Origin of the sequence: Dactylosporangium sp. NPDC050588 (genome assembly GCF_040654975.1) — a bacterium.
GTDB lineage: Bacteria > Actinomycetota > Actinomycetes > Mycobacteriales > Micromonosporaceae > Dactylosporangium > Dactylosporangium maewongense.
In genome coordinates, this window is sequence record NZ_JBFAJA010000023.1 from 38,160 (window position 1) to 64,074 (window position 25,915).

The 25,915-nt window shown below is 73.5% G+C and carries 26 protein-coding genes; 11 read left to right on the forward strand and 15 right to left on the reverse strand.

Translation table 11 applies throughout. The features are described 5' to 3' along the window. Nucleotides 1-4 precede the first annotated feature (4 nt). Entirely contained in the window at nucleotides 5-1,051 is a 1,047-nt protein-coding gene (locus AB0I21_RS17790; protein ID WP_360562296.1) for a hypothetical protein, read from the forward strand. On the opposite strand, the gene AB0I21_RS17795 is transcribed toward AB0I21_RS17790, so the two are convergent. After that, entirely contained in the window at nucleotides 1,044-3,386 is a 2,343-nt protein-coding gene (locus tag AB0I21_RS17795) for an EAL domain-containing protein (RefSeq protein ID WP_360562298.1), read from the reverse strand. The genes AB0I21_RS17790 and AB0I21_RS17795 overlap by 8 nt on opposite strands. 130 nt (nucleotides 3,387-3,516) lie before the next feature. On the opposite strand from AB0I21_RS17795, the gene AB0I21_RS17800 reads away from it, so the two are divergent. After that, a complete protein-coding gene (locus tag AB0I21_RS17800; RefSeq protein ID WP_344498365.1) occupies nucleotides 3,517-3,852 on the forward strand; it encodes a PadR family transcriptional regulator in 336 nt (111 codons plus the stop codon). Between the two features lie 376 nt (nucleotides 3,853-4,228). Here AB0I21_RS17800 and AB0I21_RS17805 read toward each other — a convergent pair whose 3' ends face one another. Then, nucleotides 4,229-4,399 carry a hypothetical protein gene (locus tag AB0I21_RS17805; protein ID WP_360562300.1) on the reverse strand — a complete coding sequence of 57 codons (171 nt, stop codon included), beginning with the start codon at nucleotides 4,397-4,399 and terminating at the stop codon, nucleotides 4,229-4,231. Between the two features lie 58 nt (nucleotides 4,400-4,457). Next, nucleotides 4,458-5,474 carry a hypothetical protein gene (locus AB0I21_RS17810; RefSeq protein WP_344498367.1) on the reverse strand — a complete coding sequence of 339 codons (1,017 nt, stop codon included), beginning with the start codon at nucleotides 5,472-5,474 and terminating at the stop codon, nucleotides 4,458-4,460. Nucleotides 5,475-5,640: 166 nt separating this feature from the next. On the opposite strand from AB0I21_RS17810, the gene AB0I21_RS17815 reads away from it, so the two are divergent. Both AB0I21_RS17815 and AB0I21_RS17820 read left to right on the forward strand, forming a co-directional pair. Then, nucleotides 5,641-7,404, forward strand: a complete 1,764-nt coding sequence (locus AB0I21_RS17815; protein WP_360562302.1) for a carbamoyltransferase C-terminal domain-containing protein — start codon at nucleotides 5,641-5,643, stop codon at nucleotides 7,402-7,404. Next, on the forward strand, nucleotides 7,401-8,057 hold the full coding sequence (locus tag AB0I21_RS17820) for a hypothetical protein (protein WP_360562303.1): 657 nt from the start codon (nucleotides 7,401-7,403) through the stop codon (nucleotides 8,055-8,057). The genes AB0I21_RS17815 and AB0I21_RS17820 overlap by 4 nt, the downstream gene beginning before the upstream one ends. Here the strand turns inward: AB0I21_RS17820 and AB0I21_RS17825 are convergent. Genes AB0I21_RS17825 through AB0I21_RS17835 form a run of 3 tightly spaced genes read right to left on the reverse strand, consistent with a single transcriptional unit; the run spans nucleotide 7,978 to nucleotide 9,452 of the window. Beyond that, nucleotides 7,978-8,478 carry a hypothetical protein gene (locus AB0I21_RS17825; RefSeq protein ID WP_360562305.1) on the reverse strand — a complete coding sequence of 167 codons (501 nt, stop codon included), beginning with the start codon at nucleotides 8,476-8,478 and terminating at the stop codon, nucleotides 7,978-7,980. The two genes, AB0I21_RS17820 and AB0I21_RS17825, sit on opposite strands and share 80 nt — an antisense overlap. 9 nt (nucleotides 8,479-8,487) lie before the next feature. After that, the gene (locus tag AB0I21_RS17830) at nucleotides 8,488-8,952 is read right to left on the reverse strand and encodes a hypothetical protein (RefSeq protein ID WP_360562306.1); all 465 of its coding nucleotides are present in this window, start codon (nucleotides 8,950-8,952) and stop codon (nucleotides 8,488-8,490) included. After that, a complete protein-coding gene (locus tag AB0I21_RS17835; RefSeq protein WP_360562307.1) occupies nucleotides 8,949-9,452 on the reverse strand; it encodes a GNAT family N-acetyltransferase in 504 nt (167 codons plus the stop codon). The genes AB0I21_RS17830 and AB0I21_RS17835 overlap by 4 nt, the downstream gene beginning before the upstream one ends. A gap of 139 nt (nucleotides 9,453-9,591) precedes the next feature. Between AB0I21_RS17835 and AB0I21_RS17840 the strand changes: the two genes are divergently transcribed. After that, entirely contained in the window at nucleotides 9,592-10,401 is an 810-nt protein-coding gene (locus AB0I21_RS17840; protein ID WP_360562309.1) for an ROK family protein, read from the forward strand. 17 nt (nucleotides 10,402-10,418) lie between these two features. Here the strand turns inward: AB0I21_RS17840 and AB0I21_RS17845 are convergent, their stop codons facing one another. After that, nucleotides 10,419-11,123 carry a laminin G domain-containing protein gene (locus tag AB0I21_RS17845; RefSeq protein WP_360562310.1) on the reverse strand — a complete coding sequence of 235 codons (705 nt, stop codon included), beginning with the start codon at nucleotides 11,121-11,123 and terminating at the stop codon, nucleotides 10,419-10,421. Between the two features lie 100 nt (nucleotides 11,124-11,223). Beyond that, on the reverse strand, nucleotides 11,224-12,537 hold the full coding sequence (locus tag AB0I21_RS17850; protein ID WP_360562312.1) for a condensation domain-containing protein: 1,314 nt from the start codon (nucleotides 12,535-12,537) through the stop codon (nucleotides 11,224-11,226). Nucleotides 12,538-12,681: 144 nt separating this feature from the next. On the opposite strand from AB0I21_RS17850, the gene AB0I21_RS17855 reads away from it, so the two are divergent. Genes AB0I21_RS17855 through AB0I21_RS17865 form a run of 3 tightly spaced genes read left to right on the forward strand, consistent with a single transcriptional unit; the run spans nucleotide 12,682 to nucleotide 16,242 of the window. Beyond that, nucleotides 12,682-13,431 (forward strand): ABC transporter ATP-binding protein, encoded by a 750-nt coding sequence (locus AB0I21_RS17855; protein ID WP_360562314.1) that lies wholly within the window; start codon nucleotides 12,682-12,684, stop codon nucleotides 13,429-13,431. Further along, nucleotides 13,425-15,845 carry an FtsX-like permease family protein gene (locus AB0I21_RS17860; protein WP_360562316.1) on the forward strand — a complete coding sequence of 807 codons (2,421 nt, stop codon included), beginning with the start codon at nucleotides 13,425-13,427 and terminating at the stop codon, nucleotides 15,843-15,845. The genes AB0I21_RS17855 and AB0I21_RS17860 overlap by 7 nt, the downstream gene beginning before the upstream one ends. Before the next feature lie 19 nt (nucleotides 15,846-15,864). Continuing rightward, nucleotides 15,865-16,242 carry a VOC family protein gene (locus AB0I21_RS17865; protein ID WP_360562318.1) on the forward strand — a complete coding sequence of 126 codons (378 nt, stop codon included), beginning with the start codon at nucleotides 15,865-15,867 and terminating at the stop codon, nucleotides 16,240-16,242. A gap of 127 nt (nucleotides 16,243-16,369) precedes the next feature. Here the strand turns inward: AB0I21_RS17865 and AB0I21_RS17870 are convergent, their stop codons facing one another. Next, the gene (locus tag AB0I21_RS17870; protein WP_360562319.1) at nucleotides 16,370-17,299 is read right to left on the reverse strand and encodes a DUF2867 domain-containing protein; all 930 of its coding nucleotides are present in this window, start codon (nucleotides 17,297-17,299) and stop codon (nucleotides 16,370-16,372) included. A gap of 65 nt (nucleotides 17,300-17,364) precedes the next feature. Between AB0I21_RS17870 and AB0I21_RS17875 the strand changes: the two genes are divergently transcribed. The 3 genes from AB0I21_RS17875 to AB0I21_RS17885 are packed head-to-tail and all read left to right on the forward strand — an operon-like array spanning nucleotide 17,365 to nucleotide 19,084. Beyond that, nucleotides 17,365-17,943 (forward strand): TetR/AcrR family transcriptional regulator, encoded by a 579-nt coding sequence (locus tag AB0I21_RS17875; RefSeq protein ID WP_360562321.1) that lies wholly within the window; start codon nucleotides 17,365-17,367, stop codon nucleotides 17,941-17,943. A gap of 45 nt (nucleotides 17,944-17,988) precedes the next feature. Next, a complete protein-coding gene (locus tag AB0I21_RS17880; protein ID WP_360562323.1) occupies nucleotides 17,989-18,693 on the forward strand; it encodes a helix-turn-helix domain-containing protein in 705 nt (234 codons plus the stop codon). Then, nucleotides 18,680-19,084 carry a hypothetical protein gene (locus AB0I21_RS17885; protein ID WP_360562325.1) on the forward strand — a complete coding sequence of 135 codons (405 nt, stop codon included), beginning with the start codon at nucleotides 18,680-18,682 and terminating at the stop codon, nucleotides 19,082-19,084. Before AB0I21_RS17880 ends, AB0I21_RS17885 begins: the two co-directional genes overlap by 14 nt. Here AB0I21_RS17885 and AB0I21_RS17890 read toward each other — a convergent pair. The 6 genes from AB0I21_RS17890 to AB0I21_RS17915 form a co-directional block, all read right to left on the reverse strand. Then, the gene (locus AB0I21_RS17890; protein ID WP_360562327.1) at nucleotides 19,081-19,662 is read right to left on the reverse strand and encodes a dihydrofolate reductase family protein; all 582 of its coding nucleotides are present in this window, start codon (nucleotides 19,660-19,662) and stop codon (nucleotides 19,081-19,083) included. The genes AB0I21_RS17885 and AB0I21_RS17890 overlap by 4 nt on opposite strands. Before the next feature lie 28 nt (nucleotides 19,663-19,690). Next, the gene (locus tag AB0I21_RS17895; RefSeq protein WP_360562328.1) at nucleotides 19,691-20,725 is read right to left on the reverse strand and encodes an LLM class flavin-dependent oxidoreductase; all 1,035 of its coding nucleotides are present in this window, start codon (nucleotides 20,723-20,725) and stop codon (nucleotides 19,691-19,693) included. An 8-nt stretch (nucleotides 20,726-20,733) separates the two neighbouring features. Further along, nucleotides 20,734-21,612 (reverse strand): hypothetical protein, encoded by an 879-nt coding sequence (locus AB0I21_RS17900; protein WP_360562330.1) that lies wholly within the window; start codon nucleotides 21,610-21,612, stop codon nucleotides 20,734-20,736. Nucleotides 21,613-21,635: 23 nt separating this feature from the next. Then, entirely contained in the window at nucleotides 21,636-22,493 is an 858-nt protein-coding gene (locus AB0I21_RS17905; RefSeq protein ID WP_360562331.1) for a diacylglycerol kinase family protein, read from the reverse strand. Between the two features lie 785 nt (nucleotides 22,494-23,278). Then, nucleotides 23,279-24,385, reverse strand: coding sequence for a hypothetical protein (locus AB0I21_RS17910; RefSeq protein WP_360562333.1), 1,107 nt, complete (start codon nucleotides 24,383-24,385; stop codon nucleotides 23,279-23,281). Then, the gene (locus tag AB0I21_RS17915; protein ID WP_360562334.1) at nucleotides 24,382-25,890 is read right to left on the reverse strand and encodes an ABC transporter permease subunit; all 1,509 of its coding nucleotides are present in this window, start codon (nucleotides 25,888-25,890) and stop codon (nucleotides 24,382-24,384) included. Before AB0I21_RS17915 ends, AB0I21_RS17910 begins: the two co-directional genes overlap by 4 nt. Nucleotides 25,891-25,915: the final 25 nt, after the last annotated feature.

The window sequence follows — 25,915 nt, forward strand, 5'->3', positions numbered from 1 at the left end:
GCCGATGCGCAGACGGGTCGGGGTTGTCGTGGTGGCGTGCGCGCTGCTGGCGGGGTGCGGCGGGGAGCCGGTGAAGGTCCCCGCGGCGGCCTCGTCCTCGCAGGCGTCGGTCGCCGAGGAACTGGCCGTCGTCGCGGGCGGCGGGCTGGCGGTGCCGTCGGCGAAGCAGCTGCCGGCCAGCGCCGCGATCGGCGGGCCCGACTACGCGGTGCGGCTCACCGAGGTCGGCACCACCGATCACCTGGAGCCGGCGGTCGTCACGCAGTTCGGCAAGATGCAGTCGGCGACCGGCGTCCCGCGCGACGCGAGCGGACCGATCGCCGCCGGACAGGGCAAGGAGTTCGTGTTCGCGCGGCTGGCGGCGGTGCCGGGCCTGGAGACGCAGCCGTCCGCGGTGGTGAAGGCGCGGCTGCGGGTCGGCGACAAGGCCCGCCCGGTCGAGGGGATCGTGTCGCCGAACAGTGTGCTCGTCGCGCTCGTGCCCGCCGGGGCGCCGGTGACGCTCGTCGTGTCCGACGCCGACAAGGACCAGAGCATCGACCTGCGCACGGGCGCCGTCGGGACGGGCGCCGTCGCCGCCTATCTGAAGCCGCGGCCGTACGGTGAGACGTCCTACAAGCTCGTCGGGCAGATCAGCGGCGAGCCGCACCAGACCTACGTGGAGATCGAGGTGTCGGCGGCGCTGGAGCCGTACGACCACCGCCAGCAGGGCACGTGGGCGCCGGCCGGGCACACGTGGCTGCGGGTGTGGGTGGCGGCGAAGCTCACCTCGATCGGTGTGCTGGACGGCACCATCGACATGCGGCAGAGCCTGCAGCTGACGGCCAACGGCAAGGCGGTGACCGTCGAGGCGTCCCAGGCCGACGTCGTGGGCGAGACGGTGCCGACCAACGGCTACACGATCCGCGACGAGGTGCGGATGGAGGTCGCGGAGGGCTCGGTGCAGACGCTGACGTTCCGGTTCGAGCCCAAGGGCGCGCTGACCCGCGCCGGCAAGCCGGCCACGCTGAAGCTGACCGGCAGCGCCCAGCAGAAGATCACGCTCAAGTAGCGACGCGGGTCAGCGCCGTCGCGGCCGACCCGGTTGAGGTCGTCGGGCGCGGTGCGCGGTCCGTCATCCACTCGGTGAGCTGCGCGGCGGGCACGGGGCGGGCGAAGTGGTAGCCCTGGGCCGAGCGGTACCCCAGCGACCGCAGCTGCTCGGCCTGCTCCGGCGTCTCGACGCCCTCCGCGACCGCGTGCAGCCGCAACGCCTGGGCGAGCTGGATGACGGCGGCGGCGACCGGTGGACGACCCTCGCCCGACGGCGGCGCGGGCGCCTGGGTGAAGGAGCGGTCGAGCTTGACCTCGTCGACCGGGCAGTCGTGCAGCAGCCGGAGGGTGGAGCTGCCGGTGCCGAAGTCGTCGAGCGAGATCCGCAGGCCCAGCGCGCGGAGCCGCTCGAGGGTCGCGGTCGCCGGCCCGAGGGTCAGGGCCATCGACTCGGTGATCTCCAGGACGATGCGGGCCGGGTCGACGGCGTGCAGCGTCAGCGTCTCGGCGACGAACCCGGCGTAGTCGGCCTCGCGCAGCTCGCGCGGGGACACGTTGATGTTGAGCACGGCCGGGGCGGCGGCGCCGTGCCGGGCGTCCCACGCCGCGAACTGCCGGCACGCGTCGGCGAACACGAACCGGCCGAGCGGCACGATCAGGCCGGTGCGTTCGGCGAGGGGGATGAACGCGTCGGGCGGCAGGACGCCGTGGACCGGGTGGTCCCAGCGGACCAGGGCCTCGGCGCCGACGAGCCGGCCGTCGTCGAGGGACACGATCGGCTGGTACACCAGGAAACAACGCCCACCGTCGATGGCTTCACGCAGCTGGGACGGATGGTCGCCGCCCGCACCGGCCACGCCTTTCTCGCCGCCGAGCTCCGACATCGCGCAGTCGTAGTGCAGGTAGGCGGTGCCGGTGAGCCGCTTCGCCGCGTACATGGCGATGTCGGCGCGGCGCAGCAGCAGGCTCGGGTCGTCGCCGGCGCGGCCGTCGGCGATGCCGATGCTGGCGGAGATCGGCAGCTCCTGGCCGTTGACGACGGCGGGCGCCCGCAGCGCGTCGGCGAGCCGCTCCACGGCGAGGCTGGCGGCGGCGGGGTCGGCGCCGGGCAGCACCACGACGAACTCGTCGCCGCCGAGCCGGGCGACCGTGTCCGCGGCGCCGGCGCGACCCGCGAGGCGCCGGGCCACCTCGACCAGCAGCAGGTCGCCGACCTCGTGCCCGAGCGTGTCGTTGACCTCCTTGAAGTCGTCGAGGTCGATGAGCGCGACGCTGACCGGGCCGGACTCCCGCAGCGCCTGCTGGAGGCGCTGGCCGAAGAGCGCCCGGTTGGGCAGCTGGGTGAGCGCGTCGTGGGTGGCGGTGTGGTCGAGCCGGGCGAGGAGCCGGCCGTTGTCGACGAACGCGGCCACCTGCCGCACCATGACCAGCGCCGTGAGGGTGACCGCACCGAGCACCAGCATCTTCTCGTCGCCGTGGTCGCCGAACCAGGTCTCGAGGACGAGCAGGACGTAGACGGCGGCAACGGCCGCGTAGGGCACCAGGCTGAACGGGCGCCGCTTCGCCGCCACCGCTTTACGGGGCGCGCCGCGCTCCCGCTCCGCGGCCCACGCCGCCAGGCAGCACACCACCGGGATGCTGAGCTGGGTCGACATCAGGTGCGGGTGGCCGGGCGCGAGCAGCGGCTGCAGCATCGAGTTGGTGGCGCCGTAGAAGATCGAGAAGGCGAGCCACTGCAGCGCCGACTTGTCGATGAACTCGTAGCCCGACAGCATCACCTTCGCCACCGCGAGCACCACGACCAGGGCGAGCACGGCGAGGATCAGCGAGCCGAGGACCTCGTTGCGGTTGTCGGTGCGCAGCGCGACCCTGGTCTGGAAGTGCCAGATGAACACGGCGGCGCCGGCGACGACCGTGCCGCCGTCCAGCGCCACCCGCAGCCGCTCGCCGGCGCTGCGCCGGGACAGTGGGAGGCGGTACAGCGCGTACAGGATGAGCAGCACCGCGGCGCTGTCGAAGGCCAGCAGGACGGGCCCGTTGTACGCGCCGCCGACGTCCGGATGGGTGAGCACGTCGACTGCCTGGGCGGTGTGCGCGACCCCGACGCACAGCGCGGCGATGCTCAGGTGCCCCCAGAACCTGCGGGTCGGCGCGGGCAGCGTCATCGTCCTCGCCGTGCGCCGGAACGCGGCCGTGAGCAGCAGTGCGCCGGCCGGGGTGGGCAGCCACAGCAGGACCGGCGGCCCCACCGGCGTCACCAGGTTGACCAGGAACCAGGTCGTGCAGGCGGCCAGCACCAGACACGAGGCGCGCATCGGCCCGGACATGGCCCGCAGCCGTCGCAGTGCGCCCATCCGGTCTCCTCGTCCCGTGCTGTCCGCCAGTGCGCCGCCATCATCGACCACCGAATGCTGCCATGAGCCGCTGCCCGATTTCAGCATGTTACGATTGACGTAATATCACGGCGGTTGTAATTTGCTGGTCATGCCGCCTTTACAGGAGCCGACGTTTCTGGTGCTGACCGCGCTCACCGGCGAGCCGCTGCACGGCTACGGGATCCTGCAGCAGGTGACCGCCCTCTCCGGCGGCGCGGTGGTGCTCGGCGCGGGCACGCTGTATGGCGCGCTGGACCGGCTGGCCGAGCAGGGGCTGGTCGCTGTGGAGCGCGAGGAGGCCGTCGACGGCCGGCTCCGCCGCTACTACCGGCTCACCGACGAGGGTGCTGCCCGGCTCGCCACCGAGGTGGAGCGCCTGCGCCGCAACGCCAACGCCGCCGCCGCGGGCCTCCGCCGGCGCGGCTTCCAGGCGGGCCTGGAGTAACTGCGCCGGACTGGCGACGCCTGCTGCCCTGCTGCCCTGCTGCCCTGCTGCCCTGCTGCCCTGCTGCCCTGCCGCCTGCCGCCTGCCGCCTGCTGCGCCGGCCCTTCGGCGGCGCCCCAGGCCTGACGCCCGCCACCAGCGCCGTCTTTGTGTCGGGCCGGATACCGGGGGAGCGCGACGCCGGCGAGGCATCGTGCCCACGCCCAGACGTTGGTCAATGCCCCATTCGCCCTCCTTTGCCATCGATGCTCCGTGATTCAGCCGCGATTCCAGAGATCAATTCGGAGGCAGGTCACTCGACTCCGCTGAAGCGGCCGCCGCTCGATCACGCGGACGATTCGGCGACGCGCGCGAACCCGGCGGCGACGATGCGCCTTCACCCGCACGCGAGGTTCCCGCTCCTGCCCTCCTCGGTCGGCACGATCTTGAGGGTCTTGATCGACAGGGTCAGTTCCAGCATCAGTGCATCGGCGTCAACCCAGCGGGACAGGAACGTCGCACAGCTCTTGAGCATCTTCTCGCGGTAACCCGTCTCGAGTGAACTCACTCGATCAACCTAACCCTCTGAGGCGACACGGCACGCGCCGCAGCGAGGGCTGTTGGGGTCAGGGGGTCAGGCGGCGGAGGACTGTCCACTGTGGTTCTGGGGTGAAGCCGAGGGCCTCCTTCGGGCCCTGGGCGCCCTTGCCGCCGACGATGAGGGGGCGTTGCTGCTCGATGCCCCAGCGGATGAGGCGGGCCAGGTGGTCGAACCAGAGGCCGCTGCGCCGGGGGCCGCCGAGTGGGAGGGCGCCCCACGGGCCCAGGATCGGCGCGACGGGGTGGTCGAAGGTGAGGGTCGCCGCGACCAAACCGTCCGGGCCGGTGTAGCGCAGGGCGAGGACGTCCGGCTGCTGCAGGACGGTCTCGAACAGGGACCGTGGCCAGACCCGCATCGGCGGCCAGCGGTGGGTGTGGTTGCGGCGGGCGGTGTCGGCGCAGAGGCGGTGCAGGGTGGTGGCGTCCAGGCCCGCGTCGGCGGCCGGGCCGAAGGCGACCGTGAGCGACGGGTCGGCGTCGATGTTGCGGACCAGCCGCTGCTGGTCGACGCGCCGCGACTTGCGCAGGGTTCGCAGGTACGAGTCGTAGTCGGGGAACGTGTTGCGCAGCAGCAGGGCCGGGGCGCCGGCTCGCACGACCGAGACGCCGTGCAGGAGGTGGGGCAGCTCGCGGCGGTAGATGTGGCGGTACATGACGGCCTGGAGGCGCTTGCCGTAGCGCTGCCGCAGCGACGCCTCGAGGGTCCTGACCGCGGCCGCGAAGAGGGACGGCGCCGGGCCGCCGCTGGGGTGCAGCGTGCCGGGCAGGCCGCCGGCCAGGGCGATGCCGGAGAACGCCCCGATGATCATGCTCTCGACGTCGGCGACGGCGAGGCCGAGGGCCGGGAGCCGGCGCAGGCGCAGCGTGACGAGTCCCGCGACCTTGTCGCCGTCGCGGAGCGCGCCGACGAGGACCGGGCCGCGCCGGGTCGACGCCAGCGTCCGCATGACCGGCCAGTCCAGCACCGAGTGCAGCTCGGCGTCGCGGACCGCGGGGCCCCACCACGGCGGCGCGGCGGAGCCGGTCGGATCGAGAAGATCCAATACCAGTTCTTCGATGCTGTTGATGTTCCGCCAAGATCTGCAGGCGGTCAACAATCCGACCGGAAGGCTTCCCTTCGACAACCACTTACGTCAATACTTTTGCAGGTTGGCGGGGGGACTGGACGATCTTCGGTCGATGAGATGAGGATCAATGTATGTACTCGGCTTGAGTCAACACCACGACTCGGCTGCGGCACTCCTGCACGACGGGCGGATCGTCGCGTTCTGTGAGGAGGAGCGGTTCAGCAGGATCAAGCACGACGGGGGCTTCCCCGTCCGGGCGATCCAGTGGTGCCTGCGCAGCGCGGGCATCACCCTCGGCGACGTCGACCACGTCGCGTACTTCTTCCAGGGCCGGCGCCTGCTGTGGCACGCCGGCAAGCACTTCCTGCGCTACTTCCCGGCCACCCTGGCCGTGCTGCGCAACGACGCCGGCGACTACGGCAAGGCCCGCGGCTTCCATGAGACGACCACCCGGCGGGAGACGTCCACCAACGCCGACGACCACCACATGGGCGGCACCCTGCTCGTGCTGTGGCGCCGCGCGTCGCAGCTGGAGGCGTTGCTGCGGGCGGCGACCGGCTACGACGGGCCGACGAAGCTCAAGGTGCACCTGGTCGACCACCACCACGCGCACGCGGGCAGCGCCCTGCACATCTCGCCGTGGGACGACGCCGCGATCATCGCCTGGGACGGCATCGGCAGCGACGGCACCAGCACGCTGCTCGCCGTCGGCGAGGGCGACAGGATCCACGACCTGCGGCGGGTGAAGTTCCCGCACTCGCTCGGCGCCATGTACGCCGACGTCACCGGCTGGCTCGGCTTCCACCCGACCCGCGACGAGGGCAAGGTCATGGGCCTCGCCGCGTACGGACGGCCGACGTTCGTGGAGCAGTTCCGCGACCTGGTCCGCCTCGACAGCGACGGCCGCTACGCGCTGAACCTCAGCTGGTTCCGCCACCACGCGACCGGCAAGCACCAGGTGTCGGACAAGTTCCGCGCCACGTTCGGCCCGCCCCGGCCGAAGACCCGCGACGCCGTGCCGCAGCACTACGCCGACGTCGCGTACGCGCTGCAGAACACCCTGGAGGAGGCGGGCCTGCACGTCGCGAAGTGGGTGCACGAGAAGACCGGCAACCCGCGGCTGCTGACCGCCGGCGGGGTCGCGCTCAACAGCGTCATGAACGGCAAGATCCTGCTGCAGACCGGGTTCGAGGAGTTCTTCGCCCAGCCGGCCGCCGCCGACGACGGCTCCGCGCTCGGCGCCGCGACCGTCGTCTCCGCCGGGTTGGGCCTGCCCCGCCCGCGGGGCGAGTACATCTTCCTCGGGCCGACCTACGCCGAGGCGGACATGGAGAAGGCGCTCGCGGAGGCGGGCCTGCCGTACGAGCGCCGGGACCCGATCACGAAGACCGCCGCCGCCGCGATCGCGGACGGGAAGATCATCGGCTGGTTCCAGGGGCGCGGCGAGGTCGGCCCGCGGGCGCTCGGCAACCGCTCGATCCTCGCCGACCCGCGCGGCGCCGACACGAAGGACCGGCTCAACGAGAAGGTCAAGCACCGCGAGCCGTTCCGCCCGTTCGCGCCGTCGTGCCTGGTCGAGCACGCGGGGGAGTACTTCGCCAGCGGCTACCCGAGCCCGGTCATGCTGCTCGTCTTCGACGTCCTGGAGCACCAGCGGGCCGTCGTCCCGGCCATCACGCACGAGGACGGCACCGCCCGCGTGCAGACCGTCTCGCCCGTCGACAACCCGGTCTACCACGAGCTGATCAGCGAGTTCTACGCGCTGACCGGCGTGCCGATGGTGGTGAACACCTCGTTCAACGACAACGAGGAGCCGATCGTCTGCACGCCGCAGGACGCGGTCCGCTGCTACCTCAAGACCGACATGGACGCGCTGGCGCTCGGGCCGTTCTGGACGCAGAAGTGATCCGTCGCTGGTGGTGGCTGGCGGCCGGGGTCGCCGGCGCGGCGATGACCGTGCTCATCATGGGTGTCCTGCCGCCGGACCGCACGATCGACAACCCGGCGGAGTTTCTGCTGCGGATCAGCCCGGTGCTGTTCGCGGTCGTCGCGATCGGCGGCTTCCCGCAGCGGGCCGCGCCGGGCCTGATCCTGCTCGCCGCCGTCGTCCTCGGGTACATGGGCGTCCTGGACACCCTGTACGTGCTGCGGGTCGTCGCGCTCGCCGACGGCGGCGACTTCGCGCCGTTCTACCAGATGGCGATCTTCGTCAACGCGTTCACCGTGCTGGCGATCCTGTTCGGCTACCGGCTCGGCGGCGCGAGCACGGAGCGGGTGCTGCGGCTCGGGTTCGCGTCGGCGCTGGTGGTCGTGTCGGGCCTCAACGACCTGTCGTTCTACTACCTCAACGACTGGCCGGAAGGGCGCCCGGCGCGGCTGGACTGGGCGTCGCACATCACGGTGTTCGTCGGCGGCACGCCCACCCCGGCGGTCGCGATCGTCTTCTGCGCGGTGCACCTGCTGCTGGCCGCGGCCGTGCTCACCCTGCCGAGGTCCACACTTCGGCGTCGGCGAGAAACCCCGACGCCGTCCCCGGCACCGGCGTCCCCCCGGCCGTGAGGGCGCCGTGCCCGCACCGGGCGAACACCGTGGACAGGTTGCGCCCGGTGCCCTGAAAGTCGTCCACGGTGATCAGGCGGTGCCCGGACGGGCCGCTCAGCTCGACCGTGATCCCGCCGCCGGTGGCCGTGCAGCCGGTGGCGAGGTCGAGCTCCACGGCGACCGCCGCCTCGATGAGCGCCGGCTCGGGCCACGGCAGCCCACCGACCTCGGGGAAGTGCCGGTTGAACGTGTCCGCCAGCCACCGGCCCAGCACCGGCCGGTCCGTGACGAGCGTGGTGCGGCCCTCGTGCCACAGCACGATCACCCGCCCGGCGCCGTGCGCCGACCAGTCGACCCGCCACACCGACACGAACGCGACCGTCCCGCCGTCGCGCTCCACGGTCAGCCCCGGATTCGCCCCCACCAGCAGCACCGACATCGATCGATCCTAACGGCCCGCGGCGCGGACGCGGTCCACGGCGCGGATGCGGTCCGCCAGGGCGGGCAGGTCGCCGGGGGTGCCGTGGTGCCGGTCCCACAGGGTGCGGCAGCGCACGGTGGTGGCGACGTGGTGGCCGACGCTGAACACGGCCTCGGCGCGGAGGTGGCCGTCGCGGCGCATCCGGATCGTCAGGGCGGTGCCGGCGTCGCCGAGGCGGGCGGTGCCGCCGGGTTGCAGCGCCGCCGGGTCGTCGGCGAAGGCGGCCAGGTCGGACCACGGCACGAACAGGGTGTCCGAGCAGGGTCGTTCCTCGCCCATGTACGGCAACAGCGTGTCCCGGGGGATGTCGAGCGAGCAGTGGGCGTGCCGCGGGTCCCCGTCGGGCTGGTCCTGCCAGCTGCGCCCGCTGCCGGCCGCGATCCGCAGCCCGATGCCGTGCTCGGGGTCGAAGAACACCACCCGCGTCGTCATGGGAGGTGCTTCACGAACTTGAGGGCGTCGCGGCCCGGCCCGTCGTAGTTGGTGTGCACGGGCAGGCCGTCCAGCGAGGTGTCGCCCGGCACGAGGGTGAAGCCGAGCCGGGTGTGGAAGGCGAGGGACTGGCGGTTCGCGACGCCGGTGATCGAGTGGACCTTCCGGACGCCGCGCGCCGCGACGTCGGTGAAGAATCGGCGGTACAGCCTGCCGCCGACCCCGGTGCGCCGCAGCGCCGGCGAGACACCGACGAAGTGGATGTAGCCGACCCCGGGGTCGGACTGCGACACGAACCCGACGAGGAACGCGCCGAGCCGGCCGCCGGACAGGTCGAGCACGTAGCTGGTGTCGGTGAAGTGCTGGAAGTACAGGCGGGGCAGCAGCGTCGCCCGGTACACGCTGCCGGACTCGCCGCCCAGGCTGCCCCACCATTCGTCCATGACCGCCATGACGCGGGCGTGGTCGTCCTCCGTCGGGTGCCGCAACGTGTCGATCATCGTTCCATTGTCGTCCCTCCGCGCGGTGAGGGTGCGCTGCTACGGTCGGGCCCATGTTCGAGCTGGAGTACCTCCTGCCGCAGCCGGCACCGGAGACCGGACCGTGGGATCAGCCGGCGCCGCCGCGGTGACGCGGGCGATGAGGGTCGTGGCGATCGACGTCGGCGGCACCCGTTCCAGAGTGGCGGCCGAGGACGGGACGGTCGTGCGCTTCCCGACGGACCCCGACTATGACCGGCAGCTCGCCCTGCTGCGGGACGCGGTCAAGGGCCGGCCCGAGGCGGTCGGCGTGTCGTTCGGCGGACGGGTCACCCAGGACGGCGACGTGCGGGTCTCGCTGCACCTGCGGGCGTATGAGGGCCGGCCCCTGGGCCGGGACCTGGCGGCGGCGCTCGGCTGCCCGGTGCGGGTCGCCCACGACGCGACCTGCGGCCTGCTCGGCGAGCACGCGCTCGGCACGCTGCGCGGGGAGGACCGGTGCGGCTACCTCACCCTGTCGACCGGCGTCGGCGCGGCCGTGCGGCTCGGGCGGGGGGAGCACTTCGTGGCGCTGACCACCGAGGCCGGCCACCAGCTCGTCGAGGGCAACGACCGGCGCTGCGGCTGCGGGCAGACCGGCTGCCTGGAGACGCTGCTCGGCGGTGCGCAGCTGCGCCGGCGGCTGGGCCGCGGGTTGGAGGACGTCGACGATCCGCGCTTCTGGCAGGTGTACGCGCAGCGCCTGGCCGCCGGCATCGCCAACTTCGCGCTCACCGCGGGACTGGAGGCGGTCGCGGTCGGCGGGGCGATCGCGGCGCGCCGGGCCGAGCTGTGGCCGCCGCTGCGGCAGGCGCTCGCGGACCGGCTCACGTATCAGGCGGTGCGCGTACACCAGGCGGCGACGGAGGACGCCCCGCTGGTGGGTGCGAGAGTGCTCGCCGGCACGCCGCCGACGAGCATCCTGCACTGAACGGCCCTGTCAGCGGGTCAGCGGGCCTCGATCTCGACCCAGTCGAGGTCGCCGGCGTAGTAGTCGCAGCCGACGTCGCGCTGGTCGCAGTCGGTCTTGCCGCCGATGGACAGCGGCCAGGCGTTGGAGATCGAGCCGGTCCAGCCGCCGCGGCGGGCCACGGTCCGGCCGTCGATCTCGAGGCTGACGCCGGAGCGGGTCCGCTCGCAGCGCACGACGTGCCACCAGCCGTCGTTGATCCGCCGGGTCGCCTGCACGATGATCGTGCCGTTGGAGCCGCGGAACAGGCACTGCACGATGCCGTTCGGGATCTGGAACTTGAAGTTGCCGCCCGACGTGGTGGCCTGGCCCTTCTGGATGATGTTGCCGAACTGGTAGGTCGTGCGCAGCCTGAGCGTGACGGCGTAGTCGCGGCTGCCGGGGTCGAGGGCGGAGCTGTCCGGCACGGTCACCAGGTGCCTTGGGTGCGTGGGCGGCTGGTCGGGCTGCAGGCGGGTGAACCGGTAGCCGGTCGCGCCGCGGACGCCGACGTCGGTGACGACCTCGTTGCCGATCTGGCCGTGCAGTCCGTTGCCGCTGCTGTCGATCATCGTGCGGGCGCCCGGGCCCTCGTTCATCGACCAGGTCGCCACCGGGTAGTGGCCGGAGCTGGCGCCGGCCGCGGCCGGCACCCCGACGCCCAGTACCGCGGCCGCCGCCGCCACCGCCAGAACCCGCGTCACAGAGACCATGCAATACCCCCGAACTCAAAGTCCGCAATCCGGACAAACCAGATCGTAAACCTCGAAAGGCCTTATCAGGGGCGGGATCGCCGCAGCGCCGTCACACTCCTGTCGGCGCCTCCGGGTCCAGGGCGGCCTCGACCGCGACGGCCTCCATGCCGCGCAGCAGCGCCTCGCCGTCCGCCGGGGAGATCACGTGCGTGTCCATGAAGATGATCGCCCGCACCGCGTCGTCGGGGAGGTCGTCGATGTGCACGATCAGCGGCTCGAACGGCACGTCCTGCCGGGTCGTCCACTCGAACGCCGCGTCCTTGCGGCCCTGGAACTCGGTGCCGCCCTCACCCGCGGCGCGCCGGTCGTTGAAGTAGGCCGGCAGCTCCAGGTCGCCGCCGCGCTCCTCGACCACCCGGCGGACCAGGTCGTCGAGCTCCACCGGGTGGTAGTACGCGTGCTTGTACGTGGCCATGGCGCCGCGCTTGGCCCGGTCGAGGACCTCCGCGAACGACGCGCCCGCCACGTCGAGCTGGCAGATGCCGTACTGGGCGAGCATGCACACCACCCGGTCCAGCCCGGGGCGGAACCGGTTGTTGACCATCGGGCGCAGCACCACCGGGTTGACCCCGGTGACCCGGGCGAGCGCGACGGCGAACACCCCGAGCAGCGCCGGCGCCGGTGGCACGCCGGTCCGCTCGGTCACCACCCGCAGCGCGGGCGCGAGGGCCCACGACGTGAGCTCGCCCCGCCAGTGCCGCGGCTCGGGCTTCGCGGCCGGGTCCGGGAAGCGGCGCGGTGCCATGCCGCGCAGGATGCCGTCCCAGTGCCGCAGCGCGAGGGTGTTCTGCCGCTGGCCGGACGGCGACGCCTGCCACCGGGCCTGCTCCAGCGGCTGCAGCTCCGGGATCGGCGTCTCCACCCTGGTGGCGAGGTCCTCCAGCATCACCCCGGTGCCGAAGCCGTCGGCGACCAGGTGGCACATGACGACGACGAGATGGGTCAGCCGGCCGCCGGACCGCACCGCGGTCATCCTGACCGGCCAGTCCGTGGCGAAGTCGTACTCGGCGTCCTGCAGCCGCAGCCGTACCGCCTCCGCGACGGCCGCCGGGTCGTCGTCGCCCGCGTCGACGATCTCGAGGGTGATCTCGCCGGACCCGGCCACGACCTGGCTCGGGCGACCCTCCGCGTCGAACCGCAGCCTCGTGCGCGCCGTGGGGAAGCGGCTCATCATGTACCGCAGCTGCTCGGCGACGTCGTCGACGGTGGTGCCCTCGGGCAGCGGCCCCCAGGCGCCGTTCGGCAGCCACGAGCGCTGGCGCACCATCGCCTGCCAGATGTCCTGCTGCCCCCACGACAGGTCGGCTTCCCCGGCGCCGTCCCCGGCGAACGCCACGTTGATGTGCTCGGCAACCGTGGTCATGCCATACCTCCGCCTCGACGGCGCCGATCGTAGCGGATCATGGTGTCGGGCCTGCCATACGGTTTGTAGTAGTGCCTGCCATACCGGTGTTCGGCTGGTGTACGGGCGTGTGCCGGCCGGGTCGTCCACGGTGGAATCGACGGCATGGAGACGGATGTCGTCACGCTCGACAGGGTGCACCGGCGGTTCGGCGCCGGGGACCGGGCGGTCACCGCGCTGCACGAGGTCACGCTCGGGTTCGCGGCCGGGACGTTCACCGCGGTGATGGGCCCGTCAGGGTCCGGCAAGAGCACGCTGCTGCAGTGCGCCGCCGGACTGGACCGGCCGACCGGCGGCACCGTCACCGTCGCCGGGACCGACCTGTCGACGCTGTCGGAGACCGGGCTGACGCTGCTGCGGCGCGACACGATCGGCTTCGTGTTCCAGGCGTTCAACCTGCTGCCGTCGCTGACCGCGGAGCAGAACGTGGCGCTGCCGCTGCGCCTCGCGGGCCGCCGGCCGGCGCGCGCCGAGGTCCGCGCCGTCCTCGACGCCGTCGGGCTCGGCGGCCGGGGAAGGCACCGGCCGGCGGAGCTGTCCGGCGGGCAGCAGCAGCGGGTCGCGATCGCCCGGGCGCTCGTCACCCGGCCCGCGGTCCTGTTCGCCGACGAGCCGACCGGCGCGCTGGACTCCGCGACCGGGCGGGACGTGCTGCGGCTGCTGCGCGCCATGGTGTCCACGGCGGACGGCGGCGGCCGGCAGACCGTCGTCATGGTCACCCACGACCCACTCGCCGCGTCCTACGCCGACCGGGTCGTGTTCCTCGCCGACGGGCGCGTCGCGGGCACCCTGGACCGGCCGACCGCGCAGGCCGTCGCCGCGCGCATGACGTCCCTGGAGGCGGTCCCGTGCTGAGCGTCGCCACGCAGACGCTGCGGGCGCGGTGGGCGTCGTTCGCCGGGGTGTTCGTGGCGCTGTCGCTGGGCGCGTGCCTGCTCGCCACGACGGGCCTGACGATCGCCTCGACCGTCTCCGACGGCCGTGCGCCGGTGTGGTACGCGCGGCCGGCCGTCGTCGTCACCGGCAGCCAGACCGTCAGCGTCACCGTCGACGAGGGCGACGGGGAGCACTCCACCTCCAGCACCCGGACCCGCCGCCCGCAGCAACTGCCGGCCGGCACCGCCGAGCGGCTCGCCGCGCTGCCCGGCGCCACCGTCGTCGTGGACCGTGCCGTCCCGGTCGACGTGGCCGGCGTCGCGCTCGAGGCGCACCCGTGGTCGAGTGCGGGGCTGCACCCGTACACCATCCGCGACGGCCATCCGCCGCACGCCGACGACGAGGTCGCGCTCCCCGAGGCCGTGGGCGCCCGCCCGGGCGACCGGGTCGAGGTGTCGACGCCGCTGGGGCCGCGGGCGCTGCTGGTCGCCGGCATCGTCACCGGCCCACCGGCCGCCTACCTCACCGACCAGGCCGCGGCGGCGCTCGCCGAGGGGAGGGTCGACGCGATCGCCGTCGACGGGGTCACCGCGGCGCAGGTCCGCGAGATCGTCGGGCCGGGGCCGGCCGTGCTCACCGGCGACCGCCGGGCCGGCGCCGAGGCCGACCCCGGCGGCGACCTCCTCGCCGCCGCCGCGTCGCTGCTCGGCACCACCGCCGGGGTCGCCCTCTTCGTGTCCGTGTTCGTGGTCGCCGGCACGTTCGCGTTCGCGGTCGTGCAGCGTCGCCAGGAGCTCGCGCTGCTGCGCGCCGCCGGGGCCACGCCGCGCCAGGTGCGGCGGCTCGTCCTCGGCGAGTCCCTCATCGTCGGCGTCGTCGCGGGCCTCGCCGGCTGCCTCGCCGGTCTGCTGGTCGCGCCGCCGTTCGCGGCGTGGCTGGCCCGGTCCGGGTTCGCGCCGCCCGGGTTCACCGCCCGGTTCATCCTGTGGCCGCTGCTCGCCGCCTTCGGGGTGAGCCTGCTCGTCGCGCTCGCCGGCGCCGCCGTCGCCGCCCGGCGGGCCGGGAAGGTCCGCCCGATCGAGGCGCTGCGCGAGGCGGCCGCGGAGCGGCGGGTCATGACCGCCGGCCGCTGGGTCTTCGGCGTGCTCTTCCTCGGCGGCGCGGCCGTCCTGCTGGCCGTCGTCCCGTCCCTCGGCGGCGAGGCGATCGCCCTCGTCCTGCTCGACGCGCAGCTGGCCATCACCGGGATCGCGCTGCTGGCACCGGTCTTCGCGCCGCGGCTGGCGTGGCTGGCCGGGCTGCCGGTGCCCGGCGTCGCGGCGGCGCTGGCCCGCGACAACGCCCGCACCGCGGTCCGGCGGACCGCGTCGACGGTCGCGCCGATCCTCGTCACGGTGGGCATCGCGGCGGCGACCTTCGCGGCGACCGCGACCCTGGGGGACGCCTCGGAGCGCGCGTCGGCCGCCCGCGTGACCGCCGGCTCCATCGCCCTGCCGTCGGGGTCCGCCGGCATTCCGGTCGCTTCCGGTGCTGTCGGTCCTTCACGGGCTTTTGTGGGCGTTCCCACGGCGCAGTCCGTCGTGTACGTGTCGACCGACGACTATCCGGAGGAGTTCGACGCGCTGTACGCCGGACCGGGCGTCGACGGCGTGCTGCGGCTGCCGGTGCGCTCCGGCTCGGTCGCCGACCTCGCGGGCACCGACACCGTCGTGGCCGGCGCCGGGCTGGCCCGCGCCGCGGGCTGGCGGACCGGCGGCACGGCGACGCTGTGGCTGGACGACGCCTCGCCCGTCCAGCTGCGGGTCGTGGCGGTGCTGGAGCCGTCGCTCGACCTCGACGAGACGGTCCTGCTGCCGTGGGCGCTCCGGGCGGCGCACGCCCCGCGGACCGGCGCCGACGCGGTCTACCTCACCGGGTCCACCCTGGACGGTGCGCGGGTCGTCACCGCCGCCGAGTACTTCCGGTCGCTGAACGCCGCGCAGCGCCGCCTCAACCACCTGGCGCTGGTCGCCGTGCTCGGCATGGCGCTGGTGTACACGTCGATCGCGATCGCCAACACGCTCGTCATGGCCACCGGGGCCCGTGTGCGGGACCTCGCCGTCCTGCGCCTCGGCGGCGCCACGCCGCGGCAGGTCCTCGCGATGATCGCGGTGGAGGCGCTGCTGGTGGGCGCCACGGGGGTCCTGCTCGCCGGCGCCGTCACCGCGGGGATGCTGGCCGGGCTGCGGGCGGGGCTCGCCGGTCTCGTGGCGGACCCGCGCACCGTGGTGCCGTGGACGCCGATCGGGGTGATCGCCGCCGTCTGCGTGGCGATCACCCTCGTCGCGAGCCTGGTGCCGGCGGCGCTCGCCCTGCGCACGCCGCCGGGGCGCCTGTCGTCCGTCCGGGAGTGACAGGTCTATGGTCGGGTCCATGGCGTTGTTCGGGCTCGGACCGATCGGGCAGATCGCCCGGCACGTGAGCGACATCGGCCGCGCGGTCGACTTCTACGGCGGGGTGCTCGGCCTGCCCCACCTGTACACGTTCGGCGACCTGGCGTTCTTCGACTGCGACGGCACCCGGCTGTTCCTGAGCCGGCCCGAGTCCGGCGCGTTCGACCCCGCCGCCCAGTCGATCGTCTACTTCCGCGTGCCGGACATCCGCGCCGCCCACGACTCGCTGACCGGCCGCGGCGTCACCTTCCAGGCGCCGCCCACGATGATCCACCGGCACGAGAACGGGGTGGAGGAGTGGATGGCCTTCTTCGCCGACCCCGACGGCTCGCTGCTGGCCATCATGGGTACCGCTTAGGTCTGCAGGTTTGTCGCCGGGGCGGCCTTGGTCAGGCGGTCTTGGTCAGGCGGTCTTGGTCAGGCGGTCTTGGTCAGGCGGTCTTGGTCAGGTTGTCGCCGGGGCGGCTCTGGTCAGGCGGTCTTGGTCAGGCGAGCGCCGGTGGGGCTGCACGGAGGGCGCGGCCGAGCATCGTCCTGACCACGAACGGGTGGACGCGGCCGACCACGGCCAGGTAGGCGCGGCCGCGGCGGGTGCGGGGGCGGGCGAGGGTCGAGCAGACCACCGACTCCGCGTCGACGAACAGCGAGATCCGCAGGTCGAAGTGGCGGGTGTCGGCGCCGAACAGGACCTCGTCGGTGCGGGCGTCCAGCGGCGCGAACACCTTCCCGGTGTCGAGGGGCTCCAGGCCCGGGATGTGGTTGCGCAGCCGCATCAGCGCGCCGACCCAGCGCGGCGGGCGGCCGAACATCGCGGCCCGCCAGGCGGCCGGGTCGGCGCTCGCGCCCGGCGGGCGGGTGCCCTGCCACGCGTCCATCAGGTCGACCCGGTCCAGCGTCCCGGCCGCGAGCCGAGCGCCGCGGGGAAGCGGCACCCGCCGCGGCCCCCGGAAGGCGCGGCGCAGCAGGCGCACCCACGGTGACCAGCGGGCCGGGCGGCGCACCGTGCCCGTGCCGGCGCGCTCGGCGTTGTCGAGCAGGTCCCGCAGCAGCGCCTCGTGCAGCCACCGGACGGCGACGGGCCACAGCACCCGCATCGCGCCGGTGAGCCGGCCCCTGATGACGTGGACGACCGCAGTGCCGTCGCCGTCGGGCTCGATCCGCAGCTCGTGCTCGCCGACGACGCCGATCGCCGGGTCGAACCGGCACCGCAGCAGCCGGCCGGGGACGTGCTCGACGACGTCGTACCGGATCATGCCGTGCCCGCCGGACGCGCCCGGGCCGAGCGGCCGGTCGAACCGCATCGGCGGCCAGGCCTTGACCGGCCACAACACGTTGTCGGGCCCGGCGACGCGGTCCAGCAGCACGCCCATCAGCTCCGGCGGCGCGTCGATCGTGCGGCGTTGAACGTTCTCCATGGCTACCTGCCCGTCCCTCGTTCCGTACGGTGCCGTATGGAAGAACCGTACGCTACCGTATGGGGATGGCACAACGGCGGCTCAGCGCGGAGGACTGGACGGCGGCGGCACTGGCCGCGATCGCCGACGGAGGGCTGCCCGCGGTCGCGGTCGAGCCCATCGCCGCGCGGCTGGGCGCCACCAAGGGCAGCTTCTACTGGCACTTCACCAACCGCGACGCGCTCATCGAGGCGACCATGCAGCTGTGGGAGCGCGCCTGCACCGACGCGATCATCGACATGGTGGAGACGGCGGGAGATCCGCCGCGGAAGCTGTCGCTGCTGTTCACGACCGTGCTCGGGCACGCCCGGTCGAGCCGGCTGGAGACCAACGTCCTCGCCGTCGCCGACCACCCTCTGGTCGCGCCGGTGGTGCAACGGGTGACCCGCCGCCGCCTGGAGTACGTCGAGCAGCTGTTCGCCGAGGCCGGGTTCGCCCCGGGCGAGGCCGCCCGGCGGGCGCTGCTGGCCTATTCGGCGTACGTCGGGCAGTCGCAGCTCGCCGCCCGCCTGCCGGAGCTGCTCCCGGCCGACGTCGGCGCTCAGGGCGCCTACCTCGACACGGTTCTGAGTGCCCTCTTGTCGCCGCCGCACTCGGTGACGTAGCGTTTCTGGATACACGACGTTTCTGAGTTCGGGCGGTGCGAGTTGGTGCGGCTGACCCGCGTACAGCAGCAGCAACGGACGCATGAGCAGCTGCTGGACGCAGGGCTGGCCGTCTTCCTGCGGCGTGGGTATCTGAGCGCGACGGTCGAGGAGATCGCCGCCGAGGCCGGCTTCACGCGCGGCGCCGTCTACAAGCACTTCGGCGGCAAGGAAGGCCTGTGGCAGGCGATCGTCGACGCCCGGGCCGGCGCGCTGCTGGACGGGCTGCGGGCCGCACTCGACCGCGCGGGCAGCCGCGACGAGCTGCTGGAGGTGCTCAACCCGGCGGCGTTCGTCCGTGACCCGGCGGCGGCCCGCTGGACCCTCGTCTCCGCCGAGCACCTCGCCGCAGTCGCGGGCCGATCCGCGCACCAGGCCGAGACCCAGCGCCGCCTCGACGAGGCCGTCGCCGCCGACCTCGACCGCCACTGCCACCGGCTGGGGATCCGGCCGGCGGTGCCGCTGGCGCAGTTCGTGGTCGCGTGGGGCGCCCTCGGCGGCGGCCTCGCTCTCCTGCACGCCGTCGACCCGTCGACCGACGTGGCGACGGTCGCCGCCGGCGTGCTCGCCGCGCTGCTGCCCGCCCCGTCGTCGCCGTCGCCGTCACTGTCGTCGTCGCCGTCACTGTCGCCGTCGCCGTCGCGGCGGTCGTCAGCGTCGCCGTCTTCGTCGGGGGCGTCAGTGGAGAGGGGCGCGCGTGGAGCCGGTTGAGCGGCGGTCGGCGTTCATGGCGTGGCTGCGCCGCCGGTTCCGGGTCCTCGGCGGGGTGGCCGGGGCGGTCTCGCACGCCGACACCGGCCCGTATGCGGGCGCCCCGCGCGACCCCGACCTGCGCATCGGCGACGAGAAGTCGTACTCGACCGTGCGGTACACCACCCAGCACGTCGCATACACGACGATCGGCACCGGCGAGGGCGACTGCCGCAGGTGCGGCCGCCCGCTCGTCGACCTGCACCGGCTCGAGTACGTCCGCGGCGACACCCGCGTGCCGGTCGGGGCCGTGCGCACCTGCCGCGGCTGCCAGACCGACTCGTGGCTGCTGCGCTCCCGGATGCCGGCGGTGTCGCGCGCCCGCGACACCGCCCGCAAGCACGTCGTCTAAATCACGTCGTACGACAGCATGACGACGCCGGTGGAGGTGGGGGTGCAGGCCACAAGGGACAGCCGCCGCGGGACGGCCGCGCCGCGGAACAGGCGCTTGCCGGTGCCGAGCAGCAGCGGGTGCAGGAACAGGCGGTAACCGTCCACCAGGTCCTCGGCGATCAGGTCCTGGACGAGCACGCCGCTGCCCAGCACCGCGATCGTGCCCTCGCCCTCGGACTTGAGCTTGCGCACCGACGGGCCGAGCGGGCCGTCCAGCACGTGCGCGTTGTGCCACGTCAGCGACCGGGGCGTGCCGGTCGCGACGTACTTCACGGTCGAGTTCAGGTGGGCCGCCATCGGGTTCGAGTCGGGCTGCCCGGGCCAGAACGCGATCATGTGCTCGTAGGTGCGGCGCCCGAACAGGTACGCCGAGGTCGACGCCAGGCCCTCCAGCGCGGCGGCCGTCTGGACGTCGTCGAAGTACGGCGCGCCCCACCCGCCGTGCTCGAACCCGCCGTCGCGATCGTCGTCCGGCGACGCCAACCCCTGCATGACCCCGTCCAGGGTCAGGAACTCGATCACGTTCAGTGTGCGCATGCGTACCTCCAGGTGTGCGGACTTGCCTTCACCCGCTGTACGAACTCGCCCCGCCCGGATCGACATCCCGCCGCCGCCATCCGAGCGCGGGGCCGAGATTCGTGGCGATGTCGGTGAGGATCTGCAGATAGTCCTCGTGCTCGAACGTGAACGGCAGCGCGAACGCCACCTCCCGCACCTCCTGGTAGCCGACGTGCGCGTGCAGCCGCTCCGCGATCAGTGCCGACGGCCCGACCAGATCCGGGGCGAACATCAACCGGGCCGGTCCCTGTGGCGTCGCGGTGCGCGGAAGGCGCTGCTCCGCGTACACCTCGTAACGCCGCCGCTGCTCAGGCGTCGCGGAGTCCGTCGGGATGACGACCAGGCCCTGCGAGACGCGGGCCCGGTCGCCGTCGGGGTGCGCGGCCCGGAACGCACGGATGTGCGAGCGCTGGATCCCGGCGAAGTCCTCCGACTCCTCGGCCTTCACCACGCTGCTGGTCAGGAAGTTCATGCCGTGCTCGCCCGCCCAGCGCGCCGAGGCGAGGCTGCCTCCGCCGTACCACATCCGGCTGCCGAGACCGGGGGAGTGCGGCTGCACGCGGTAGGAGAACACCTCGAAGCCCTCCGTGGCCGCCTCGGCGACCGGAACCCCGCGGACGAGGTCGAGCAGCCGTCGCACCCGGTCGTAGCCGAAGTCCTCGGTGCCGGCGGTGTGCGGGTACAGCGCGTCCTTCACCCGCTCGAAGTGCATCGGCGGCCCGACGCTCACGCCCGGGTTGAGCCGCCCGCCCGACAGCACGTCCACGGTCGCCAGGTCCTCGGCGAGCCGGAGCGGATTCTCCCAGCCGAGCGGGATGACGGCGGTGCCGAGCTCGATCCTGCTGGTCCGCTGCGTGGCCGCGGCGAGCACCGCCACCGGCGACGAGATCCCGAACTGCAGGTGCCGGTGCCGCACCCACGCACTGTCGAACCCGAGGCGCTCCCCGAGCTCGATCACCTCCAGCGTCGACTCGTGACCCTTGCGCGGATCCGCCTCGTCGAACAACCCGATCGTCAGGAAACCCAGCTTCTCCAGTGCCACACCGTCGATTATCCGCCCGTGACCGGCACCGGCAGTCCTTGTCGCACTTCGAGCACGGCCCGGCCATCCAGCTCCGCAGCCAGCTGCACGGTCACCGTCCTGGTCGCGCCCAGGGCGGTGCACCGGGCGTTCGTGGAGGCCGGATGCTCGTGGACGATGACGACGACCGCGTTCGGCGACTCGACCGCCTCCGCCGTGTAGTCGACCCCACACGGTCCGGCGCTCGCCGGATCGACCGCCCCGACGAACTCCGCCGTCAGCGTCGTGCCGTCGACCCGCACCGTCTGGATGCTCAGCCCGCCCGGCGGGTGGCTGGCGTTCCACGGCGGCGGCACCACCATCACGCCCGCGAACGCCGTCCTGGTCACCAGCACCGCCGACCCCCGCAGCGCGAACTCCCACGCCGGCGCCGTCGCCGCACCCTGCGCCGTCTGGATCCGTGCCGTGCCGAGCCGCGCTCCGGTCACCTCGATCACCGGGCAGTCGGCGCAGTCCCCGGCACCGTCCTCGACCAGCTCCGCGAGGGCCGCTCCGGCAGCGATGATCGCCACTGTACGACTGGCGCCCCCGTCCCACACCACCACACCGTCCGCCGGCGGGGCGGCGGGCAGCGCCGCGACAGCGGCGACCTTGCCCACGAGCAGCGACACCTTGAACCGCGCCTTGTCGTCCTCCCACTCGCCGACCTGCCCGGTCCGCGCTCCGACGACGACGATTCCCTGGCCGCCGGCCCGCTCGACCGCCTGGTCGTGCCGGTCCAACGCCTCCCGCGCCTGCCGCCGCAGCTGATCCCCGCTCTCCGCCGGCGGCACCGCCTCGTCCTGCGCTCCGCACCCACCGGCCAGCAGCGTGACCAGTACCCCAGCGATCCATCGCCCGCGATGCATGCCGGTGTCCTATCACACCCGCATCAAGGGACGGCGATGCTGATGGCCGCCGGCACGGCGCGGGCCTTGAGCTTGCGGACCTCGGTCCGGGAGCCGCCGTCGAGCTCCAGCAGCACCGGCTCCGCGAACCGCACCTTGACCTTGCGGGCACTCGCCACCCTCACGAACGGCGAGCCGTCCGTCCGCGCGAACGCCATCCTCCCCAGCGTCCGGGCCCACTGCAGGGCGCCGTGCGCGGTGGACACCCCGACCTCCAGCCGCCCGTCGAACGGACTCGCGTCGTCGAACGCCTCGATCCCACCGGCGATGGTGCCGATGTTGCCCAGCAGCACACAGGTCGCCGGCCCGGAGAACCACTCGGCGCCGTCCAGCTCGACGGTCGCCTCGACCGGCTCGTCCTTGACATGCCGGACGGCGGTGCCGAAGTACGCCAGCTTCCCCGCCCGGCTCTTCATGCCCCGATCGGCGTCATCGATCATCGCCGCGTCGAACCCGGCACCCGCCATCACCGCGAAGTGCTCCCCGCCGACCTTCCCCAGGTCGAACCGCCGCCGCGTCCCCTCCAGCCCGATCCTCACCGCCGCACCGATGTCCTGCGGAATGTCCAGCGACGTGGCGAACAGGTTCGCGGTCCCGGCAGGCACGATCGCCACCGTCACGTCCGACCCGGCCAGCGCGTCGACACACCGCTGCACCATGCCGTCGCCGCCCCACACGAACACCAGGTCCGCACCGCGCTCGACGGCCTTGCGCACCTGCTTCGGCGCCTTCCTGCTCTTCGGCACCTCCCGCCAGTCAGGCGCCTCGACCCCCGCCCGGGTCAGCTCCCGCCGCAGCTCGTCAAGCCCTCCACCGATGCTCTTCCCAGCATGCGCAACCACAGCGACATTCACACCCGCCCCGGTACCCATCCGCCCCTCCCACTAAGCACTCCCACTCACGCCGGCGGGCTGATCGAAGGCTTCGTCCGGCCGCGCGCCCGGCCGTTCCCATCCTTCGACCTGTGCGGTGCCACGAGCGCGCCGCCCGGATCTGGCAATCGGTGGTGCTCACGCCTGGCCCGAAGTCGCCGCGCACAATTCACGCCGGCGGCGCGCGGGCGGGTTGATCGAAGGCTGATTCCGGTCGTGTGGCTGGCCGTTTTCATCCTTCGATCAACCGGGGCGGTGCTGTGAGTGCGCCGCCGGGTTCGGGCAATCGGTGGTGTTCGCACTTGGACCGGCGGGTGGTCCGAAGGCGTCGCGCACAACCCCGCGCTGGGAGCGCGCCGGCGGGGTTGTTCGAAGGCTGAATCTGGTCGTGTGGCTGGCCGTTTTCATCCTTCGATCAACCCGGGGGTGCCGCGGGTGCGCCGCCGGGTTCGGGCAATCGGTGGTGTTCGCGCCTGGACCGGCGGGTGGCCCGAAGGTGCCGCGCACAACCCCCATCGAAGCGCCGCGCCACCCGTGGTGAACGCCCGACGCCAGGTCCCTGCCGCGGTCACGGCTGCGGTGGCCGTCGTGTCGCTGGTTGCCCGCTGCGGTTCGTCGGTCTGCGCTGGACTGGCAGGAGTGGACCCCCTCGTCAGCCTCGGCCCGACGGCTGGAATGTCGCGGGGCGACCATCGTGCGCCACCCCGGGCCGACGCATCACGGTCAGGCGGTGGGTCGTCAGCGTGCTGAGATGGTCAGGCGTCGCGGGCCTCCAGGGCGATGACCGCGGCGAGCAGCGCCCCCACCGCCCAGGCCGCGGTCACGGCAAGGCCTGCCCACGGCCCGATCGGCAACTTGTCCAGATCCGTCGTGGCCTGGATGGCGAGGCCGGCGGTCATCGGGCCGACCTGCAGCAGGTGCCGCTCCCACGTCGGGTCGGGCGCGGCGGCGGCGAGGATCGGGAACAGGAACAGCAGGGCAAGCACCACCCCGACCGCCGCGGCGGCGTTGCGGACCACCGTGGCCACGCCGAGGGCGAGCAGTCCGATGAGCATCAGGTACAGCACCGAGCCACCCGTCGCCCGCAGGACCGACGGCCATGACGCGTCCGCCGGCAGGAAATGACGGCCGGTAAGGGCGGAGACCGCTACTGCCACCGCCGCCGCGGGCGCGATGACGGCGGTGACCACGACGGCCTTGGCCGCGAGCACCCCGGTGCGGCGCGGCATGGCGGCGAGGGTGCCGTGGATCATGCCGGTGCCGTACTCCCCACCGACGGCGAGCACGGCGAGGATCGCCACGACGGCCTGCCCGAGCTGGACGCCGGTGAGGCCCGTCTTCGTCGGGTCGCCGCCGCAGAACTCAGTGGTGCACGGAACGTTGAGCACGACGACGAGGCCGACACCGACGGTCGCCGCCACGATCCCGAGCACCAGCCACACGGTCTCCGTGGCGGTCCGCAGCTTCGTCCACTCCGCCCGCAGGTACCGCCGCCACTCTGCCGCCAGCCCGCGCCAAAGCCCGGCTGTCGTCTCATGTCGCGGCTCGGCCGTGAGCTCATGTCGCGGCTGGGCTGTCGGCTCGCGTCGCGGACCGGCTGTCGGCTCGCGCTGCGGCCCGGCTGTCGGCTCGCGCTGCGGCTCGGCCCGCGGCCCGGTCGTCAGGTCGGGCTGCGGGTCGGTCGTCGGGGTGCGTCGTGGCGCCGCAGGCAGGCGCCCTGGGTCCATGCCATGCTGGTGGCGGGCTTCCCAGGAGCCGGCCCGGCCGTCCAGCGGTGGCGGGGTGCGGTCCCGGTGTTCGCCGGGCGGCGGTGGCAGGTCGTGGTTCCCGCGGCGTTCCGGCGGAAGCAGGTCGCGGCTCATACGTCCCTCCTGCGGAAGCGGTACGCGGCAAAGGCCAGCCCCACGGTCGCCCAGGCGAGCAGGACCGCCAGCCCCGACCACGGGGTGAGCGGGAAGAAGCCGTTGGCGGGCGTGTACAGGCCCTCCACCTGGGCGTACTGCGGCGTGCTCTGCTGAATGGCGAACGCGGCGGCCGGCGTCACGCGCAGCAGCCACGCGCCCGCGGCGACGGGCAGGACGGTCATCGACAGCAGGTACGGCAGGACCGTCGCCACAAACGCCAGCGTGACCGCCGTGGTGCCGCGGCGCAGCAGGACGCCGAACGCGAGGGCGAGGACCGCGGCGACGGCGAGCAGGGCGCCGGTCCCGGCGATGACCCGCAGCTCGGTGGCGGTGGAGACCGGATGGACGTACACGCCGTTGTCGCGGAGCAGCCCCGGCCCGATGGTGACGACGACGGCCGCGGCGGCGACTCCGACGACGAACGTGACGGCGCCGAGCACGGTCGCCTTCGCGGCGAGCGCGGCACCGCGGCGGGGCGCGGCGGCGAGCGACGTGCGGATCAGGCCGCGCCGGTATTCGCCGGTCATCGTCATCGCGCCGACTACGACGACGAAGACCAGACCGGCGAACGTGCCGACGAGCGTCTGGCTGATCGTCGTGCCGAGCCCGGCGGCCCCGGCCACGGCCGGGGCGATGTCGCCGGAGCCGCTGACCGTGAATCCGTCGCCGGTCTGCTCGGCGCCCGGCGCCTGCCCTCCGGCGGGTGCCCTGCTTCCACCGGAAGCGTCACCCGCTGCCGGCCCGGGCGGCGGGCCGCCGCCGATCGGGTGCTCGTCGGAGGTGCCGCCGATGCGTTCGGTCGTCCAGGTCGCGGACTGCCAGCCGCCGGTCGTGGTGAGGTGGTCGAAGCCGGCGGTGGCGAGGCTGGGGGCGCTGGACGCGCCGGCCGCGCCGATCCCTTCCACGAACATCGGCGACGTGACGAACAGCCCGACCTCCGCGGTCGCCGGCAGATCCTTGAGGCGGACGGTGCCCACGCCCGTCCACGAGGTGCCGTCGGCGGACTCCAGGGCGGTGACGACGTCGCCGGCGCGGGTCAGGCGCAGCCAACGCGGCGCGGACTCGCTGACGCCGCCCGGCTTCCCGGCACGGTCGTGAACATAGTCGTGCTGCAACCGCACGCCGTGCGCGCCGGTGACCATGACCGCCGCATACGTGGCGCCCTGCTTCGTGCCGCTCCTGACGATCAGGCCCGCCTTCGCCCACGGCACCAGCCCCGGCTGCGGTTCCTTGCCCGGCCCGTCGGGCGGCAGCTCGCCGGTCAGCGACGCGACCCGGACGGTGATGGTGCCGTCGCCGGCGAGGGGCCGGTGCACGAACGTGAACACGTCCGTGACCTCCTCGCCCCCTGGACCGACGGGCAGGCCGCAGCCGGAGCCGCACGTGCCCTCCATGCCTGGGAACAGGCCGAGACCGACGATGGCGGCGGCGGCCGCGGCCATGCCGATCAACCAGCCACGCACCGTCCTGAATTTCGTCCATTCCGCG